This window comes from Streptomyces poriferorum (assembly GCF_019399235.1).
Lineage (GTDB): Bacteria > Actinomycetota > Actinomycetes > Streptomycetales > Streptomycetaceae > Streptomyces > Streptomyces poriferorum.
In genome coordinates this window covers 1-16,099 of sequence record NZ_JAELVH010000143.1, presented here as the reverse complement: position 1 = coordinate 16,099, position 16,099 = coordinate 1, and the positions used below count along the sequence as shown (strand labels likewise).

Genomic DNA, 16,099 nt, shown 5'->3' with positions numbered 1-16,099 from the left:
CGCACGGCGTCAGATGCGGTGCATCGCAAGGCGGAGAGGCGCCCGCATACTGGATGTATTCGGGTGTTTCGACAACGCGGCGAGGGGCCGTAGCTGTCGTCGTGCGCCCGCCAAGAATTGCGGGACAGCCCTGAGCGCTGCGGCTCCGGCTCCGGGGCGCCGGCACCGACCACGGCGAGCCATGCCTCGGCGATCAGCCGGTGGCCCAGAGGGGTCGGGTGAACGCCGTCCCCGGCCAGCTCCCTGGCCGGGGACGGCGCTGCGCCGCGCGGGGCAGGACGAGGTCGGCACGGACGATCTGGGCGCCGTTCCCCGTGGCGGCCCGTAGGACGGCGTCGGTCCTGGGCGCCAGGTCCTCGAACCAGCTCTCCTGATCCGGAGTGACCGGGAGCAGGAAAGGCGTGATGACGACCAGCCGTACGGAGAGCTGCCGGGCCGTGTCCGCGAGCAGCCGGTCGAGGCAGGCCTCGAACTCGTCGGCCGGGCTGGCGAGTCCGCTGTCGTGGAGCCGCCAGGTGTCGTTGATGCCGATCTTGACGGTGACCACGGTGGGCCGGTGGGCGATGACGTCGGCGGCCCAGCGGGATTCCAGGTCGTAGACGCGATTGCCGTTGATCCCCCGGTTGATGACGCGGGGGGCCGGTCCGTCGTGGGTCCGTTCGCGCAAGGTCTGCGCGATCTCGTTCACGTAGCCGTTGCCGAGGGACGTGGCATCCACCCGGTCGCGGCCGGCGTCGGTGATCGAGTCACCGATGAACAGGAGGGTGTCGTCGTCGTTGATATGCATGTCTGCCGTCCTGGCGTCTGGGTGGGGCGGGGCCGGGGCCGGGCTTTGGGTCGGGCCCGCGCCCGTACAGTCAACTACGTCCGGCCGGAGACGGTTTGGCCCGCCGCCCGCCTCAAGGTCGCGGCCTCGCGTGTCAGCACCGCGGGATCGTCGCCGGGCACGAACTCCAGGAGCGCCTCGATGCCCCGGCCGTCCAGCATCCCGAGGGCGGCGGTCCAGAGGTCCTCGCGGTCCTCCAGCGGCTGCCGGGTGTTGCCCGGCCACCACGAGAAGGCGTGCACGGCGGCGATCCGGTCGCCCAGTTCGGCGAGCCCCGAAAGCGCCTCCTCGTCGGGGGTGTCGAGCGGCGGCTGCCAGTACGTACGGACGTTGTCCGCGTCCACTTCGTCCAGCAGCCGCACGGTCGAGGCGACGGTGTCGGTGAGGGTCCCGCCGTGGAACTCCGTTGCGAGTCCGAGCCCGTGGTCCGCGGCGATCAGGGCCGCCGCCCGCAGACAGCGCACGGTGGCGTGCCGCTGCTCGGGCAGCGCGTACTGCGAGCCGGTGGCGCCCGCCCAGACCCGGACCCTCTCCGCCCCGAGCAGCATCGCGGCCCGGGCGACGGCGGGGAATCCAGCCAGTTCGTCCGGGGTGGCGCGGAAGTACGAACCGTAGGAACAACAGGCCAGCCCATAGCGGTCGGAGGCCTCCCGGACCGCACGGACAGTGCCGGGCTCCTCAGCGGGCGCGTGTACATCCGCTCCCCACTCGATCACCTCCAGGCCCGCGTGGGCGGCGCATCGTGCGACCTCGATCGCGGGCAGCCGACGGTAGGTGACCGAGCAGAGGCCGAGCGCGGTCCTGCCGGCGTCCGGCCCGGCCGGCGGAGGGGCCGGTGCGGGGCCCGCCGTGCTCCGGGCCGGACGGACCGGGGCGGGGCCCGCCGTGCTCGGGCCACTCTGCTCGTTCATGGCACTGCCTTCCTGTGGTGGGCCTGCGGTGGTGTCGTGCGGCCCGCCCGGCCGGAGCGGGCGGACCGGTGCCGACGGTGTCGTACGGTCCCCGGGGACCGCTCAGGCGGCGTTCGGGCCCACGTCCGCGGCCGTGAGCGGGCGCCGGAGCGGAGTCCCCGTCGCATACTCGTCGGCGCCGATGTCCCGGGTGCTGCCGCGCAGGTCCCCGTCGATGTCGTCGGCCACGGCGGCGCTGCTGAGCGTGGCTGCCCCGATCGCCGGGCTGGTCGACGTCAGCCGCATCACACCGTCCGTCCCCGGGGCGAGGCGGGGGTCGGCCCGGGTGAAGCCCCCAGTGGGGATGTTGCCGTTCGCGGCCGCGCCCCACAGCAGGTTGCTCTGCCAGGTGAAGCCGGAGTTGGCTCCCATCTCGACGAGGCTTCCCGCATCGCCGACCAGCAGGTTGTCGGCGACGACGACGTCCTGCGGCTCGAATGTCCGGGTCTCGCCGGAGAGCGTGCCGGTGTTGCCGATCATGGAGTTGTGCACGATCACGGCGCGGTCGCAGGCATCGTTGCCCCGCCGCTCGTCCTCCGTCTCGCCGGCGTGGTGGTCCCGGGTCGTGCCGCTGCCGACCACGAGGGCTCGGCCTGAAAGCCCGCTGAGGTGGTTGTTGACGATCCTGTGGTCGTTGCCGTAGATCCGTACGCCGTCGGTGCCGCCGATCAGGTAGTTACCCTCGACCGTGGAGCGGTTGCCGTGCCGCAGCACGATGCCGCCGCGGCTGTCGCGGACGGTGTTGTAACGGATCGTGTTGTCCGAGGACTTCACGGAGATGGCCTCGGGGTCGCCGTCGCAGCGCTCGAACAGGTTGTACTCGACGACCGCGTGGGCGCCGGACAGGGCCCGGCCGCTGACGCCCAGGCGGATGGGCTCGCCGCCGTTGGACCCGGTGAAGCTGTGGTCGGAGAAGTGGTTCCGGAAGATGTGGAGGTTCTGGGCCATGGCGGTCGTGCCGGGGCCGTCGACGACGATGAAGATGCCGGCCGTGGTCTTGTCGTGGAAGTGGTTGCGGTCGATCTTCGTGTCGTCCGCCCGTACGACGACCCAGTACGGATCGCCGCTGTCCGCGAACTGGAAGTCGTTGCGCGTCAGCCGGATCGCCGAGCAGTCCGCCGGGATCTCCAGCGTGGTGCTCTGCCGGAAGGAGAAGCCGCTGAGGGTGATGTGGCTCGATCCGCTGAGCGCGAAGCCGCGTTCGCCGCGCAGCACGGCTCCGCCACGGCTCTGGGAGACGATGGTGATGGGCGCGGCCTCGGTGCCGTTCTTGCCGGTGATGGCGAGGGCGCTCCCCGAGGGGACCGTGTAGGTGCCGTCGGCGACGACGATCCGGTCACCGGGCGCGGCGGCGTTGATCGCGCTCTGTAGTGCGGCCAGGGAGGAGACCGGGACGTCGGCCGCCGACGCGCTCCCCGTCAGCGAGGTGGTGAGGGGGACGGCGGCGAGTGCGGCCACGGCGGTGCTTCTGAGGAACGTGCGTCGTTGCATGATGCCTCCTGCGTCGGGGAAACGGAACGGGCGTGGTTCAGGCTGCCTCGGGGCCGACGTCGGCCGGGGTCAGCGGTCCGCGCCTCGGTGCCCGGCGGGAGTGTTCGTCCGCGCCCACGTCCCGAGTCCGGCCACGCGGCTGACCGTCGATGTCGTGGGTGACGGGTGGCCACCGGAGCGTGCCCGCGTCGATCGCCGGGCTGTCGGAAGCCGGTCGGGCGATGCCGTGCGCGTCCGTCACCATCCGCGGGTCGATCCGCGCGCCTCCGCCGGCGGGCATGTTGCCGTCGTCGGCGGCGCCCCACAGGAGGTTGCCCGACCAGGTGAAGCGCACGGTGTCGGCCATGTCGACCAGCCGGCCCGTGTCCGCGACGAACAGGTTGTCGGCGACGGTGACGTCCCGCGGCTCGTGCGGGCGGTGGCTCTCGCCGGAGAGGGTGCCGTCGTTGTTCACCAGGGTGTTGTAGGCGATGAGGACGCGGTCGGGGGCGTCGTTGCCGCGGCGCGTCTCGGCCGGCTCGCCCGGCAGGTGGTCCCGTTCCGAACCGCTGCCGATCACCAGGGCCCGCCCGGACAGGCCGGCGAGGTAGTTGTTGACGATCACATGGTCGTTGCCGTAGATGCGCACCCCTTCCGTGCCGTCGATGAGGTGGTTGGCCTCCACCCGGTTGCGGTTGCCGTGCCGCAGGACGATGCCGCCGGTGCTGTGACGGATGGTGTTGTGCCGGATGGTGTTGTCCGAGCTCTTCACCGAGATCGCCTCGGGGTCCCCGTTCGCGCGTTCGAACAGGTTGTACTCCACGACCGCGTGGGCACTGGACAGTGCCCGGGGGCTGACGCCGAGCCGGATCGGCTCGCCGCCGTTGGACCCGGCGAAGGTGTGGTCGGCGAAGTAGTTGCGGTACACGTGGACGCGCTGGGCCATGTCCTCCGTGCCGGCTCCCTCGATGCCGAGGTAGATGCCGAGCGTGCTCTTGCCGTGGAAGTGGTTGTGGTCGACCGTGCTGTCGTCGGCGCGCACCATGACGTAGTGCATGCCTTCGATGTCGGCCAGCTGGAAGTCGTTGCGGGTGAGTCTGATGTGCGAGCAGCCCGGGGGGACGTCCAGGGTGCTGCTCTGGCGGAAGGAGAAGCCGCTGAGTGTGATGTGGCTGGACGCTTCGATGACGAAACTGTGGGGGCCGTCCAGGACGACGCCGCCGCGGGTCCGGGCGGCGATGGTCACGGGTGCGCGCTCGGTGCCCTGCTTGTCTCGAATCGTGAGGGGGCGGTCCGGCGGGACTGTGTACGTGCCGTCGGCGACGACGATCCGGTCACCGGGCCGGGCCCGGTCGATGGCCGCCTGGAGCTCGTCCAGGGTGCGGACGGCCGCTGGGACTGGGGCCGGGGCCGGGGCCGCGCTTGCGGTCAGCGGTCCGCCGACGGGGACGGCGGCCAGCGCCGCCCCTGCTGCGGTGCCGATGAGGAACGTGCGGCGTTGCATGGTGCCTCCGTGAGTGTGGTGGACGGGCGGGCCCTGCGCGGCCGCGGGTCAGCCGTCGGCCGGGTCGGCCGCGGTCTCCAGGAACAGTTCGATGACGGGGACGGGGGTGTCGGGGCGCCGGACCGGGATCTGGAGCGTGAGCGTGCCGGAGGGCTGCCCTCCCATCTCGGTGTTGACCGCGGGCCGGCCCGGTTCGATGTGGACCGGAATGATCTCTGAGGCGTCGTTGAGCAGTTGGGCGTACCGCACCCGCCCTGCGAGGCCCGGCAGGTGCAGGTGACGCAGCGGCCACGCGAACAGGTGGACGTAGAGCCGGTCGCCGCGCTGGGTGTAGCGGCATTCCGCGGGTGCGGTGTACGGGGAGGGGCCGCACCCGCGGATCGAGCGTTCGTGGAGTTGTGTCCACTGTCCGATCTCGCCGAGGACCTCGGTGTCGCGCGGGTCGAGGTCGCCGCGGCCGGTGGGGCCCACGTTGAGCAGCAGGTTGCCGCCCTTGGACACCCCGTCGACGAGCATCCGGATCAGAAGGTCGGCGCTCTTGCGGTCGAGGTTGTCGCGGTCGTAGCCCCAGCTGCCGTTGAGCGTCTGGCACGCCTCCCAGACGACGGGGCGCCCGTTCTCGGTCATGGGACCGGAGGGCTGGTACTGCTCCGGGGTGATGAAGTCCCCGGGAAGCCCGGTCCGGTCGTTGATGAGGACGTGCGGCTGGAGTGCGCGGATCATCTCCAGGAGCTTCGGGGAGTCCCAGTCGTCGGGTCCCTTGCCGCCCCACCACGTGCGCCCGGCGTACGAGAAGTCGAAGAACAGGTAGTCGACGCGTCCGAACGACGTCAGCAGTTCCCGGACCTGGCCGTGCAGATAGCGCTGGTACTCGCGGATGTCCCGGTCGGCGTGGGCGGCCTTGAACTCCTCGTCGTCGCGCTGCGGATGGGTGCCGTCGACGGGGAAGGAAGGGTGGTGCCAGTCGATCAGCGAGTAGTAGAGGCCGACCTTGAGCCCTTCGGCCCGGCACGCCTCGACGAACGGGCCGACGAGGTCGCGGCCGTACGGGGTGTTGGTGACCTTGTACGAGGTGAGGGCGCTGTCCCACAGGCAGAAGCCGTCGTGGTGCTTGGCGGTGAGCACGACATAGCGCATGCCGGCGGCCTTGGCCGCCCTGGCCCACTGGACGGGGTCGTACCGGTCGGGATCGAAGTGGTCGAAGTAGACCTGGTACTGCTCGTCGGTCAGCTTCTCCCGGTTCTTGACCCACTCGTGCCGTGCGGCCAGGGAGTACAGGCCCCAGTGGACGAACATGCCGAACCGGGCGGCGGTGAACCATGCCGTCTCCGGTGCTTCTTCGGGAACCGGGGTCGCGTGCGGGGTGGTGCCGGCGCTCGGGGTCATGGGGCATCGCTCTTTCTCGTACGCGGGTGTCGCCATTCAGGTCTCGTGCACGGGGCGGGGAGGGACTCAGCCCTTCAGCGCGCCGGAGGACAGGCCGCTCACGAAGGACCGCTGGAAGAACAGGAAGACGATCACGGAGGGCAGCAGCGCCAGCAGGGAGGCGGCCAACACCACTCCGGGGGTGACGGCGGGATCGATCCGCAGGGTCCGCAGCGCCAACGGGAGCGTGTAAGAGGAGGAGTCTGTGGAGACGAGGAGGGGCAGCAGGTACTGGTCCCAGATCATGGTGAAGCCGAACACCCCGATGACGCCGAGGGCGGGCTTGCACATCGGCAGGATGATCTGGGCGAAGATCCGCAGGTCTCCGGCGCCGTCGATGCGGGCGGCCTCTTCGAGTTCGCGGGGCACGTCCTTCATGAACTCGGTCATCACCAGGATGGAGAATCCCCAGGCGCCCAGTGGGACGATCATGCCGGCCAGGGTGCCGATCAGGTTGAAGTGGACGACCGGCAGGTCGGCGAGGATCAGGGACAGTGGCAGGGCCAGGATCTCCTCGGGCAGCATCAGCGTGGCCAGAATGGCGACGAGCACCAGCGCCATGCCGGGGAAGACCTTCCGAGCCAGCGCGTAGCCGGCCAGGACGGAGACGGCCACCTGGAGCAGCAACCCGAAACCGACCACGAAGAACGAGTTCAGAAGGTACGTGAGCACCCCCTGGTCGAAGGCGATCCTGAAGTTGTCCAGTGTGACGCCCGAGGGGATGACGCTGAGCTGGGTCGGGTCCTTGACGTGGCCGAAGGCGCTGACGAGCAGGGCCAGCAGGGGCCCCGCGAACACGATCAGGACCAGCAGATAGGTCACGGCCTTCAGGATCCGTCCGCCGACGCTCCGGCTCTCGGTCAGGCCCAGCGCGGTCTCGGTCTGCGTACTCACTTGCTCTCCCTCCGCCGCAGCAGTTGGACGACAACGGTCAGGATCAGGGTCGCGACGAACAGCAGGACCGCTCCCGCCGCTCCGACGCCGAGCCGGTTCTGCTCGAGTCCGAGTTTGTAGATGAGGGTCATGACGACCTCGGTGGAGCCGTCGGGCCCGCCGTTGGTGAGCAGGAACACCTCGGTGAACACCCGCAGTCCGCGGATCGCGGCGAGGATGAACAGGATCGAGAAGACCGACCGCAGTCCGGGCACGGTCACGTGCCACACCCGTTGCCGCCTGTTCGCGCCGTCGACCTTCGCCGCTTCGTACAGACCGCGGTCCACGCTCGTCAGACCGGCGAGAATGATCATCATGTCGTAAGGGGCGCCCCGCCAGATGCCGGTGAGCATGATGGAGGCCATCGAGGTGTCCGGGTCGTTGATGAACCCCGACGGGCCCAGCCCCACCAGGCCGAGGAGGGAGTTGAGCATGCCGTCCTCGGTCGGGTGGTACATGATCCGCCACAGTTCGGCGACGACCGCTATGGGCACCACGACCGGGAGGAACGCCGCGGAACGCACGAATCCGAGCCGACGGCTCTGTCCCTCCATCAGCAGGGCGAGGGCGAGGCCCAACGCCATCGAGCCGGCCGTCTGACCGGCGGCGAGGACGACGGTGTGCCACGCGGCTTCGCGGAATCCGTGGGACTGGAGCACCGTGGCGTAGTTCTCGGTGCCGACCCACTTGTTCCCCAGGTAGGGCTGAACCTCCTGGAAGGACATGGTCAGTGCGCTGGCCATGGGGATGAACTTGAAGTACAGGAAGAGGAGCAGAGCGGGAGCGAGGAACAGCCAGGGCGTCCACCACCGGCCCGATCTGCGGCTGCGTCCCGGACGTCCGGTGACCGCGCCACCCTTGCGCCCCGGTTTCCGGGGGGCGGAGCCGGCCGCCGGCAGGGCAGCCTGTTCCGCCTGGTCGAGACTCATGACGCGGCGATCCCCTGCTCCTTGAGGATGTCGGCGAGCTGCTTGTCGAGCTCGCCCAGCTTGGCCTCGGTGTTCAGGCCGCAGTCGGCCATGAGCGCGTTCACGGTGTCCGCTGTCGCCTGCCGCACCGGGGTCCAGTTCGGGATGGAGGGCGCGTAGCGTCCGGAGTCCTCGTACGCCTGGGCGTAGGTCTTCCAGCGGGGGTCTGTCCGCACCTGGGAGACGTCGACGGTCTTGTTGACGGGAAGCTGCACGGTGTAGCCGGTGGCGCCCGCCATTCCCGTTTTCTGGCCCTCGGCGGAGACCGCGAAGCCGGCGAAGGCGTCCTGGCCCGCCTGGTTGTCGGAGCCGGCCATCAGGTAGACCGAGCCGCCCTCGGCGAGGACGGTGGCGTCCTTGGGCCCCTTGGGCATCGGCACGACCTCGTACTTGTCCTTGCCGAGGGTCTCGTCGAACCGGGGCAGCAGGTAGGGGCCGACGACGAACATGCCGGTCCTGCCCGCCTCGAACGTCTCGTTCGTCGGCGGGGTGTCCATGGTCACGGCGCCGGGCTGGATGGCCTTGTCCTTGCAGCCCAGGTCACGGAACCACTGCATGGCCTTGACCGACGCCTCGCTGGTCATCGCCGGCTTGTACGTGCCCTTCCCGGCCTCGGCGATGAAGTCGCCGCCCGCGGCCCAGAGGAAGTTGGAGAAGTACCAGGAGGCGTACCCGCGCTTGGTGGACAGCGGGGCGGCGAGGCCGGCGGTGTTCTTCTTGCCGTCGCCGTCGGGGTCCTGGGTGGTGAAGGCCTTGGCCATCGCGGCGAAGTCGTCCCAGTTCTGCGGGACGTCGAGCTTCAGCTTCTGCCGCCAGTCCTTACGGATGAGCAGCGCGGATGCCTGCGCCGAGTACGGCAGCCCGTACTGCTTGCCGTCGACGCTCTTCCCGGAGTCCAGCCCTTGGCCGATTATCTGCCCGCTGTCCTTGATCCTGTCGAGATCGATCTCCCGGAGCAGTCCCTGGCTGTGCATGGCTCCGAGCTGCGTCACGTCGTTCATGACGATGTCGGGGAGTTTCTTCTGGGCCGCCCGCTGCTGCAGCTTGGTCTCGAAGTCATCGAAGATGGCGGTGACCTCGACCTTGTAGCCCGTGGCCTTCTCGAAGGCGGCGGCGAGCTTGAGCGCGCCCTGCTCCCCCGGTCCGCCGGGTGTCGTCCTGGTCCAGAGCTCCAGCGGAGCCTTGGAGTTCTGCTTGGCGTCCACTCCGGCGGGCCCGGACGAACAGCTGGTGAGAACCAGTGCCGAGGCGAGAACACCGGCACCGACCCATCGTGATCTCTTCATGACAACTCCTGTTTCGCCGCATCACAGTTGGCCGGGAAAGCGCTTGCACGGACCGTAACGGGGCCTGAAGCAACGGTCAATAGTCCGATGAATACGAAACGCTTCACGCCGCCACCGAGCCAGACACCCCTAAGCGCGCACCCATCTCGCCCTGAATCGGCCACGCATGAGGGATAAAAGTCTCTGGAACCACCAAAGTTGGACATCCGAGCTTCACACAGATCCCCTCAGTGATCCGATGTATGGTCCGTGCGGGCCTCTGAGTCGCGTAGTGAACAGGCCACACCAATCCGCGCCATCCAGTCAGACATTTATCCCCACGCCCGAGCAGGGGCCGCGGCCGTCATCCGGCTGCCGGTCCGCCTCCGGACAGGTAGGAGACCGACCCGACATGAACGAACCGACCGCCGCACCGACTGCCCTGCTGGTCATGGAGGAAGAACGCCGGGCGGACGTCTATCCGCCCGAGGTGCTGGCCGGGATCGACCGGCTCGTGCGCCGGAAGGAACCGCCCCTCACCCTGCAGGAACTCGCCGAGCGCCCCGAGGTGCTCAGCGGGGTCGACATCCTGCTCACGGGCTGGGGCGCGCCCGTCCTCGACACCGCCTTCCTGTCGCATGCCGTCCGGCTCCAGGCCGTCCTCGTCGCGGCGGGTTCGGTCCGGCACCTGACCACTCCCGCCTTCTGGGCGCGCAACATCCCGATCGTTTCCGCCGCCGCGGCCAATGCCGTCCCGGTGGCGGAGTTCACCCTCGCCCACGTCCTCCTCGGACTGAAGCAGACCCATCGCATCGCGCGTGAGGTGGCGAGCAGCCGCCGCTTCCACCGCGATCCCGATGTCCCGGGCGCCTACCGGTCACGGGTGGGACTGCTGGGGCTCGGCCACATCGGCCGGCTGGTCGCCGGCCACCTCGCCCGCTTCGACGTCGAGGTCCTCGCCACCGACCCCGTCGCGTCCCCGGAGACCACCCGGCAGACGGGCGTCCAACTGGTCTCCGCCGAGGAACTCTTCGCCACCTGCCACGTCGTCAGCCTCCACGCGCCACTCCTGCCCGAGACCCGCGGCACCATCGGGGCACGGCTGCTGAACTCGATGGGGCCGGGCGCGACTCTGATCAACACCGCGCGGGGCGCGCTGATCGACGAGCCGGCCGCCGCACGTGTCCTGCGCGCCAGGCCGGACCTCACGGCCGTACTCGACGTCACGCATCCCGAGCCCCCGGCCCACGATTCGCCGCTCTTCACCCTCCCCAACGTCATCCTGACGCCGCACCTGGGCGGCGCACTGGGCGCCGAACGCCACCGCCTCGGACAGCTCGTGCTCGACGAACTCGGCCGCTTCACCCGGGCCGAGCCACTGCAGCACGCCATCGACCCCGCAAGCGCCGCATCACTGGCCTGACCTGACCCGACACTGCCGCGGCTCCCTTCGACCAGGGACTTCCGGTGTACGGACGTCCCGCAAGGCGGCCATGCTGTACCCAAGGACGAGGTCCGGGCAAGCCCGATCGGGGGCCTTTTCGCAGGCATGCGGTCCAGGTGCGTCACGTCAGCGAAACGTCAGCGAAACGTGAGCAGGACGTCAGTCGGACGTAAGCGGAGAGAGTAATGATTGACCGCAGACGACGCGCTCGGCCTGCCGTTCACTCGGCGCATTTCTCCGACCCCACCACCACCGCGGATGAAGACTTCGATACCTGCCGAACAGTGCCTGCGGAACCTGCACGGGCGGCGGCCTCGGCCGGCTCATCCCGGGTCTCGCACCGGACGGCGGCAGGCTCTGCACCGACTGCGCCGGTGGCCTCGGCAACTTGATCTGCGAAATGATCTGCGAACAGTGCGGCTCGCCCTGCTGTGGGAGGGGCAGCTGACGCACACCCCGCCGGCCCGGATCGGCTGTCCCGAGGAGGGCTTGACCCAGGTACGCGCGGCAGGGTGACGAAATAATCTTGAAGCCCCGAGCACTCGGCCCCTGTGTTCCAGAGGGACACGCACCGCTGTTCAGCCGGCGGCAGAACAGCGGACGGACCGGGCTCGATGATCATCACAGTCCAGTCTCATGACGACGAGCAGTGTGCTCGGACCGGAGAGCATGGGGCTCAGCGACGTCGAGCGCCGCCGGGCCGATGCTCTCGCCGAGTTGTCCCGCTGTTGCGTGGACGGTTCGCCAGTTCGATGTCGATTCCCGTGTTGAGGTACTGCTCGAAGGTCTGGTTGTTCAGGGCCCAGGGTGATCGTTTCTGCCGGATGAGCGCGATGGCGGTGGTGGAGTTCTGGCCCAGCTCGATCAGGGTCTGTGCGACCACGAGGCCGGAACGGTTGTAGCCGGAGTGGCAGCGCACGAGAACAGTGCGGTCGTTCCGTACGGCCTCAGCGGCAGTGGCGGCCAGTTGCTGGACCGAGGCTCCGTCGTGGACGTATGGGTGGTGACTGCGGTGATGCGGGACGGGTTGCTGCTCAGCGTGCAGGAGACCGCCCGTCGGGGACAGCCGAGTCCGGTCGATCCGAAGTCCGGACGGACGTGCCCGGACGCTCCGCGTGCGGATCGAGCGTCATCGTGCCGATCGTCGCCCCGTCGATTTCGATCACGAGAACGCCGGGGCGCCGAGGCCCTCAAGAAGCGTCGCGACGACTGTCTTCAGGGAGCGACAGTGTCCGCCGTCCGCTCCCGGGCCGCTCGACCGCCGGTCACGCTCGGACGGCGGTGAGCCCAGGGACGTATCGCCTCGTAGGCAGCGGCCGTACGGAGGACGGTCTCGTCGGCGAGGTGGCCACCGATCAGCTGGAGGCCGACCGGGAGACCGTCCGGTGTGCGGCCGGCCGGGAGGCTGACCGCGGGCGCGCCGGTGAGGGACGCCGGGTAGTTGAAGCCGATCCAGGCGGTGTCGGTGACGCGCTGTCCATCGATACGGCCGGGTCCCTGAATGCCGACGCGGAACGGGGGGACGGCGGAGGTGGGCGTGATGAGGATGTCGTAGCGGGACATGAAGGCGGCCATGCGGTTGGTGAGGGCCTTGCGCGCGATGTTGGCGTCGGTCAGCTCCTGCGCCGTCCATTCGCGGGTCATCCAGGACACCAGGTGCGGGGACATGGACGGGCCGTGCGCGTCGATGAGGCGGCGCATGCCGGTCAGGTCCGTCTCGGCGGTGATCAGCGCCTGAAACGCCTCCGCGGGGTCGCTCCAGCCCGGTTCGGTCTCCTCGACCGTGCAGCCCAGGTCACGGAAGGCGGAGACGGCGTCGTCGACGACCGCACGCACCTCGGGGTCCACCGGGAGGTAGCCGAGATCGGGGCTGTAGGCGATGCGGAGTCCGGCGCATCCTTCCACGGTGCCGCGCCGGACCGCCGTGTTCCAGTCGACGTCGTGGCAGGGGATGGAGTGCCGGTCCCGCCGGTCGGGGCCGGCGAGCACGGACAGCATGAGGGCGGTGTCGGCGACCGTCCGGGTCAGCACTCCCAGATGTTCGAGGCTCTCCCAGCCCGAGACGCCGGGGAACCGTTCGTCGCGGCATCCCGGCCAGACCGGGACGCGGCCCATCGACGGTTTGAAGCCGACCAGTTCACAGAAGGCGGCGGGCACGCGCAAGGAGCAGCCGCCGTCGCTGCCGAGCGCCACCGGGCCGAGTCCCGCGGCGACCGCGGCAGCCGATCCGGCACTGGAACCGCCGGGGGTCAGCCCGGTGCTCCACGGATTGCGGCTGGGCGGGAAGAGGGGGTTGTGGCCGACGGCGCTGTATCCGAACTCCGTGGTGTTGGTCTTGCCCAGCACGACGGCTCCGGCCTCGATGCTCCGTTCCACGACGATGTCGTCCTCGTCGGGTACGTGGTCGCGGTACGCGGGGGAACCGGAGGTGGTCCGCAGACCCGCGGTCGCGATCAGGTCCTTCACGCCGAGCGGCACACCGGCCAGCGGTCCGGGGGTGCCGCCACGGGCCAGGCGGTCCGCCAGCGCGACCGCCCTCGCGCGGGCCTGCTCGGGGGCCGGTGTACAGAAGGCGCCGATCAGCGGGTTGACCTCCTCCATACGGTCCAGCACCGCGTCCACGATCTCGACCGGACTGAGGCGGCGGTCGGCCACGCCGGTGACGATGTCGGTGGCCGGCAGGAAGCACAGTTCTTCGCGTTCTTCGGGAGTCACGGGAGCCCTTTGCTCTCGGCGAGGACGTAGGTGGGGAAGGTCGGAGAAGCAGGGACGGAGGCGGAGGCTGCTCGTCTCACACGTGGAGCGGATCGGGCTCGGCGGATTCGGCAGTGGCGCGTCCGGCCTCGGCACCGGGCATCGGGGGCATGCCCGTGGCGGCTTCGGCGTCGGACGGGCGACGCCCTGTCCACCAGAGATGGCCGCCGTGGACCAGAGCGGCCACCACGAACCCGAGCGCGGCGTCCACGGAGCCGGGGTGCGTGTGGTGCAGCGCCCACGCCGCCGCCGATCCGGCCGCCCAGGCGACGAGCGCGGGAAGGACATATCCGGCGTGGCGGGAACCCGGTCCCCCGGTGGGTGCCTCGACGTCGTCGGCGGGTCGCAGCGGACGCCGCCGGAACCGGTCGGCCGCGTGCTGGACGATCAGCACGGCTCCGATGGGCGGCACGAGAATACCGAGGAGCTGGAGCCAGCTCACGATGGAACTCCACACACCGGTCAGGGCGATGACCGATCCGAGGACCCCGAGGGCGACGACCAGGGGGCGCATGCGCAGCGGTGTCGTACCCGACCATCCCAGGGCCGCGTTGTACAGGCAGTGTGCGGCGACGGAGCCGAGGTTCGTGAGGGTGAAGAGGACGGCCAACGCGGTGATCCAGGCGCCGTGTCCGGTGAGCAGGCCGAGGTAGGTACCGCCCTCGGTTTCCGGGTTCGCGGCGCCGCCGGTGGCGACGACGGCGCCACCGACCAGGTAGGCGACGGTGTTGCTGAGCGGGAACGCGCTGAACGTGGCCAGGACGGCGGACCGGCCGTCCCGGCTCCAGCGTGTGAAGTCCGCCGTCATGGTCCCCGAGTCGACGAAACCGGCGATGACGATGCCGACGGCGGACCAGAAGGTGATGCCGTGGTCGTGCCCCTGGAAGTCGAGGGCCTGGGAGAGGCCGGCGCCGTCCTGCGCCGCGTACCAGAAGGCGAGGGCCGCGGTGACGAGGAAGAGCGGGACGCCGAGCAGCCCGACGGCGGACAGGGCTCGTATACCGGCCGCGGTCAGACCGATGTATACAGCGGCCCCGAGCAGTGCGCCCCACAACGGGGTCCAGCCGAGGACCTGGTGGAGGGCCGTGCCGGTGAGACCGACCTGGTAGGAGAACCAGCCGATGACGACGGTGGCGAGGAATCCGGAGACGACCGCGCGACCGCGTGGACCGAACACGGCGGCGGACTGCTGCGCGAAGCTGCGCCCGGTCCTGCCTGCGTGGTGGCTCAACGCACCCACATAGCAGAAGAGCAGAAGGTTTCCGGTGAGGATGGCCCAGAAGCCCTGTACGAGGCCGAGGTTGTAGACGATCAGGCCGCCGAACACGGCGTTGCCGAGGCACATGGGGAAGCCGGCCCACACTCCGGCCACGGAGAGCAGGTTCTTCCTGGCGTGGGCCGGGACTGCGGTGTGCTCGTACTCCTCACCCGCTGCGGTGTGGCGGTCGGCGTCGGTCGTGCGTGGTGAGGCCATGGTGTTCCCTTCGGTGTTACGCGGGTGGCGCTGCTCGGACGGGGGGTGCGGGGGCCTCAGGGCGCAGGCGGGCGCTGGGAGACGTGGGCGGCGACGACGCGCCAGCCCTGGGGCAGCCGGATCCAGGTCTGGGTCTGCCTGCCGATGCCGGGCTCTCCGTCGCGGACGAAGAGGGTGGTGGTGACGGCGGTGTCGTGTCCGTAGGTGGTCACTTCGGTCCTGATCCGGGTGCGCCGCAGTCCGGTCGCGGGCCGTCGGCGGCGGAACTCGGCTATCTCGGCCGCGCCGAAGAGTTCTTCCCCCGCGCCGATGCGGACCGTCTCCGGGGCGTCCCGGAAGAAGCCGTCCAGGGCGGGGACGTCGTTGCCGGTAAGTGCCGCCTCGTAGGCGTCGGCAAGGGCGCGGACCTCGGCCACGATCTCGGGCCGATCGATCTGGCCCAGCGTGGCGGGGAGGTGAGCCTGCTGCTGCGGCATGGTCAGCGAACCTCCGCGGCGGCGGCCTGAAACTCCACGGCGGGGGCGGGCCGGGACAGGGTCAGCCGGTGGGCCAGATACGCGTATACGGGGCCGAGCGCGTTCATCGCGACGACGCTCAGCCATGCCGCCCAGACGTTTCCGGGTTCGTAGCCGAAGCCCCCGAAGTAGGTGGCGAAGTAGGAGGCGAATCCGAGGAACATGCCCGGGACGAGTGAGGTGGCACGGAGGCGGCCGGAGTACATGAGGGCGGTGTTGAGGACCAGGATGACCGCCCCGAGCAGGGCGTTCTGTGCCCATCGCGCCTCGCTGACGTGAGGGGCGAGGTGCTGTTCGCAGACGACGATGGCCAGGGCGAAGGCCGAGCCCACCGGCATCGCCCGCCAGAGCCGGGTGGCATTGGCCAGGCTGGGTCCACCCATCAGGTGCAGCCCGGCCCAGGAGATGAAGATCGCCCACGGCGGCAGGTTCAGCGCGGTCCCGCCGACGAAGGCAGTGGTCGCGGCGAGGACGGACGCGGTGAGTTCGTGCGGAATGCGCTCACGCATGGCGTGCTCCTGACAGGCGGCAGGTGGGAAGGGGGCAGGGCGCCGTCCCGGGACGGGCGGCG

Annotated in this window: 14 protein-coding genes; 1 reads left to right on the top strand and 13 read right to left on the bottom strand. The window is 70.0% G+C overall.

Going from position 1 to position 16,099, the window contains the following annotated elements:
- Positions 1-193: 193 nt before the first annotated feature.
- The 8 genes from JGS39_RS23490 to JGS39_RS23455 form a co-directional block, all read right to left on the bottom strand.
- A complete protein-coding gene (locus tag JGS39_RS23490; protein ID WP_236063500.1) occupies positions 194-787 on the bottom strand; it encodes a GDSL-type esterase/lipase family protein in 594 nt (197 codons plus the stop codon).
- A 74-nt stretch (positions 788-861) separates the two neighbouring features.
- On the bottom strand, positions 862-1,737 hold the full coding sequence (locus JGS39_RS23485) for a sugar phosphate isomerase/epimerase family protein (protein WP_219571404.1): 876 nt from the start codon (positions 1,735-1,737) through the stop codon (positions 862-864).
- 102 nt (positions 1,738-1,839) lie between these two features.
- Entirely contained in the window at positions 1,840-3,267 is a 1,428-nt protein-coding gene (locus JGS39_RS23480; RefSeq protein ID WP_219571402.1) for a polysaccharide lyase 6 family protein, read from the bottom strand.
- 37 nt (positions 3,268-3,304) lie between these two features.
- A complete protein-coding gene (locus tag JGS39_RS23475; RefSeq protein ID WP_219571400.1) occupies positions 3,305-4,750 on the bottom strand; it encodes a polysaccharide lyase 6 family protein in 1,446 nt (481 codons plus the stop codon).
- Positions 4,751-4,798: 48 nt separating this feature from the next.
- Positions 4,799-6,136: an alpha-L-fucosidase gene (locus JGS39_RS23470; RefSeq protein ID WP_219571398.1), complete on the bottom strand. Its 1,338-nt coding sequence runs from the start codon at positions 6,134-6,136 to the stop codon at positions 4,799-4,801.
- A gap of 66 nt (positions 6,137-6,202) precedes the next feature.
- Entirely contained in the window at positions 6,203-7,069 is an 867-nt protein-coding gene (locus JGS39_RS23465; RefSeq protein ID WP_219571396.1) for a carbohydrate ABC transporter permease, read from the bottom strand.
- Positions 7,066-8,037, bottom strand: a complete 972-nt coding sequence (locus JGS39_RS23460; protein ID WP_219571394.1) for a carbohydrate ABC transporter permease — start codon at positions 8,035-8,037, stop codon at positions 7,066-7,068. Before JGS39_RS23460 ends, JGS39_RS23465 begins: the two co-directional genes overlap by 4 nt.
- The gene (locus JGS39_RS23455; RefSeq protein ID WP_219571392.1) at positions 8,034-9,362 is read right to left on the bottom strand and encodes a sugar ABC transporter substrate-binding protein; all 1,329 of its coding nucleotides are present in this window, start codon (positions 9,360-9,362) and stop codon (positions 8,034-8,036) included. Before JGS39_RS23455 ends, JGS39_RS23460 begins: the two co-directional genes overlap by 4 nt.
- Before the next feature lie 391 nt (positions 9,363-9,753).
- Between JGS39_RS23455 and JGS39_RS23450 the strand changes: the two genes are divergently transcribed.
- Complete coding sequence (locus JGS39_RS23450) at positions 9,754-10,764, top strand: hydroxyacid dehydrogenase (protein WP_219571390.1); 1,011 nt, start codon at positions 9,754-9,756, stop codon at positions 10,762-10,764.
- A gap of 697 nt (positions 10,765-11,461) precedes the next feature.
- Here the strand turns inward: JGS39_RS23450 and JGS39_RS23445 are convergent.
- The 5 genes from JGS39_RS23445 to JGS39_RS23425 form a co-directional block, all read right to left on the bottom strand.
- On the bottom strand, positions 11,462-11,704 hold the full coding sequence (locus tag JGS39_RS23445; protein ID WP_219571388.1) for a protein-tyrosine phosphatase family protein: 243 nt from the start codon (positions 11,702-11,704) through the stop codon (positions 11,462-11,464).
- A 296-nt stretch (positions 11,705-12,000) separates the two neighbouring features.
- Complete coding sequence (locus JGS39_RS23440; protein ID WP_308120630.1) at positions 12,001-13,500, bottom strand: amidase; 1,500 nt, start codon at positions 13,498-13,500, stop codon at positions 12,001-12,003.
- 76 nt (positions 13,501-13,576) lie between these two features.
- Positions 13,577-15,013, bottom strand: a complete 1,437-nt coding sequence (locus JGS39_RS23435; RefSeq protein WP_219571387.1) for a purine-cytosine permease family protein — start codon at positions 15,011-15,013, stop codon at positions 13,577-13,579.
- A gap of 56 nt (positions 15,014-15,069) precedes the next feature.
- Positions 15,070-15,489, bottom strand: a complete 420-nt coding sequence (gene hpxZ / locus JGS39_RS23430) for an oxalurate catabolism protein HpxZ (RefSeq protein WP_219571385.1) — start codon at positions 15,487-15,489, stop codon at positions 15,070-15,072.
- Positions 15,490-15,491: 2 nt separating this feature from the next.
- Positions 15,492-16,037, bottom strand: coding sequence for a DUF1097 domain-containing protein (locus tag JGS39_RS23425; protein ID WP_219571383.1), 546 nt, complete (start codon positions 16,035-16,037; stop codon positions 15,492-15,494).
- Positions 16,038-16,099: the final 62 nt, after the last annotated feature.

Bases quoted from the DNA above. Each gene is read 5' to 3' on its own strand.
- JGS39_RS23490 (WP_236063500.1), bottom strand. From the start codon at position 787: ATGCATATCAACGACGACGACACCCTCCTGTTCATCGGTGACTCGATC.
- JGS39_RS23485 (WP_219571404.1), bottom strand. From the start codon at position 1,737: ATGAACGAGCAGAGTGGCCCGAGCACGGCGGGCCCCGCCCCGGTCCGT.
- JGS39_RS23480 (WP_219571402.1), bottom strand. From the start codon at position 3,267: ATGCAACGACGCACGTTCCTCAGAAGCACCGCCGTGGCCGCACTCGCC.
- JGS39_RS23475 (WP_219571400.1), bottom strand. From the start codon at position 4,750: ATGCAACGCCGCACGTTCCTCATCGGCACCGCAGCAGGGGCGGCGCTG.
- JGS39_RS23470 (WP_219571398.1), bottom strand. From the start codon at position 6,136: ATGACCCCGAGCGCCGGCACCACCCCGCACGCGACCCCGGTTCCCGAA.
- JGS39_RS23460 (WP_219571394.1), bottom strand. From the start codon at position 8,037: ATGAGTCTCGACCAGGCGGAACAGGCTGCCCTGCCGGCGGCCGGCTCC.
- JGS39_RS23455 (WP_219571392.1), bottom strand. From the start codon at position 9,362: ATGAAGAGATCACGATGGGTCGGTGCCGGTGTTCTCGCCTCGGCACTG.
- JGS39_RS23450 (WP_219571390.1), top strand. From the start codon at position 9,754: ATGAACGAACCGACCGCCGCACCGACTGCCCTGCTGGTCATGGAGGAA.
- JGS39_RS23435 (WP_219571387.1), bottom strand. From the start codon at position 15,013: ATGGCCTCACCACGCACGACCGACGCCGACCGCCACACCGCAGCGGGT.
- hpxZ (WP_219571385.1), bottom strand. From the start codon at position 15,489: ATGCCGCAGCAGCAGGCTCACCTCCCCGCCACGCTGGGCCAGATCGAT.
- JGS39_RS23425 (WP_219571383.1), bottom strand. From the start codon at position 16,037: ATGCGTGAGCGCATTCCGCACGAACTCACCGCGTCCGTCCTCGCCGCG.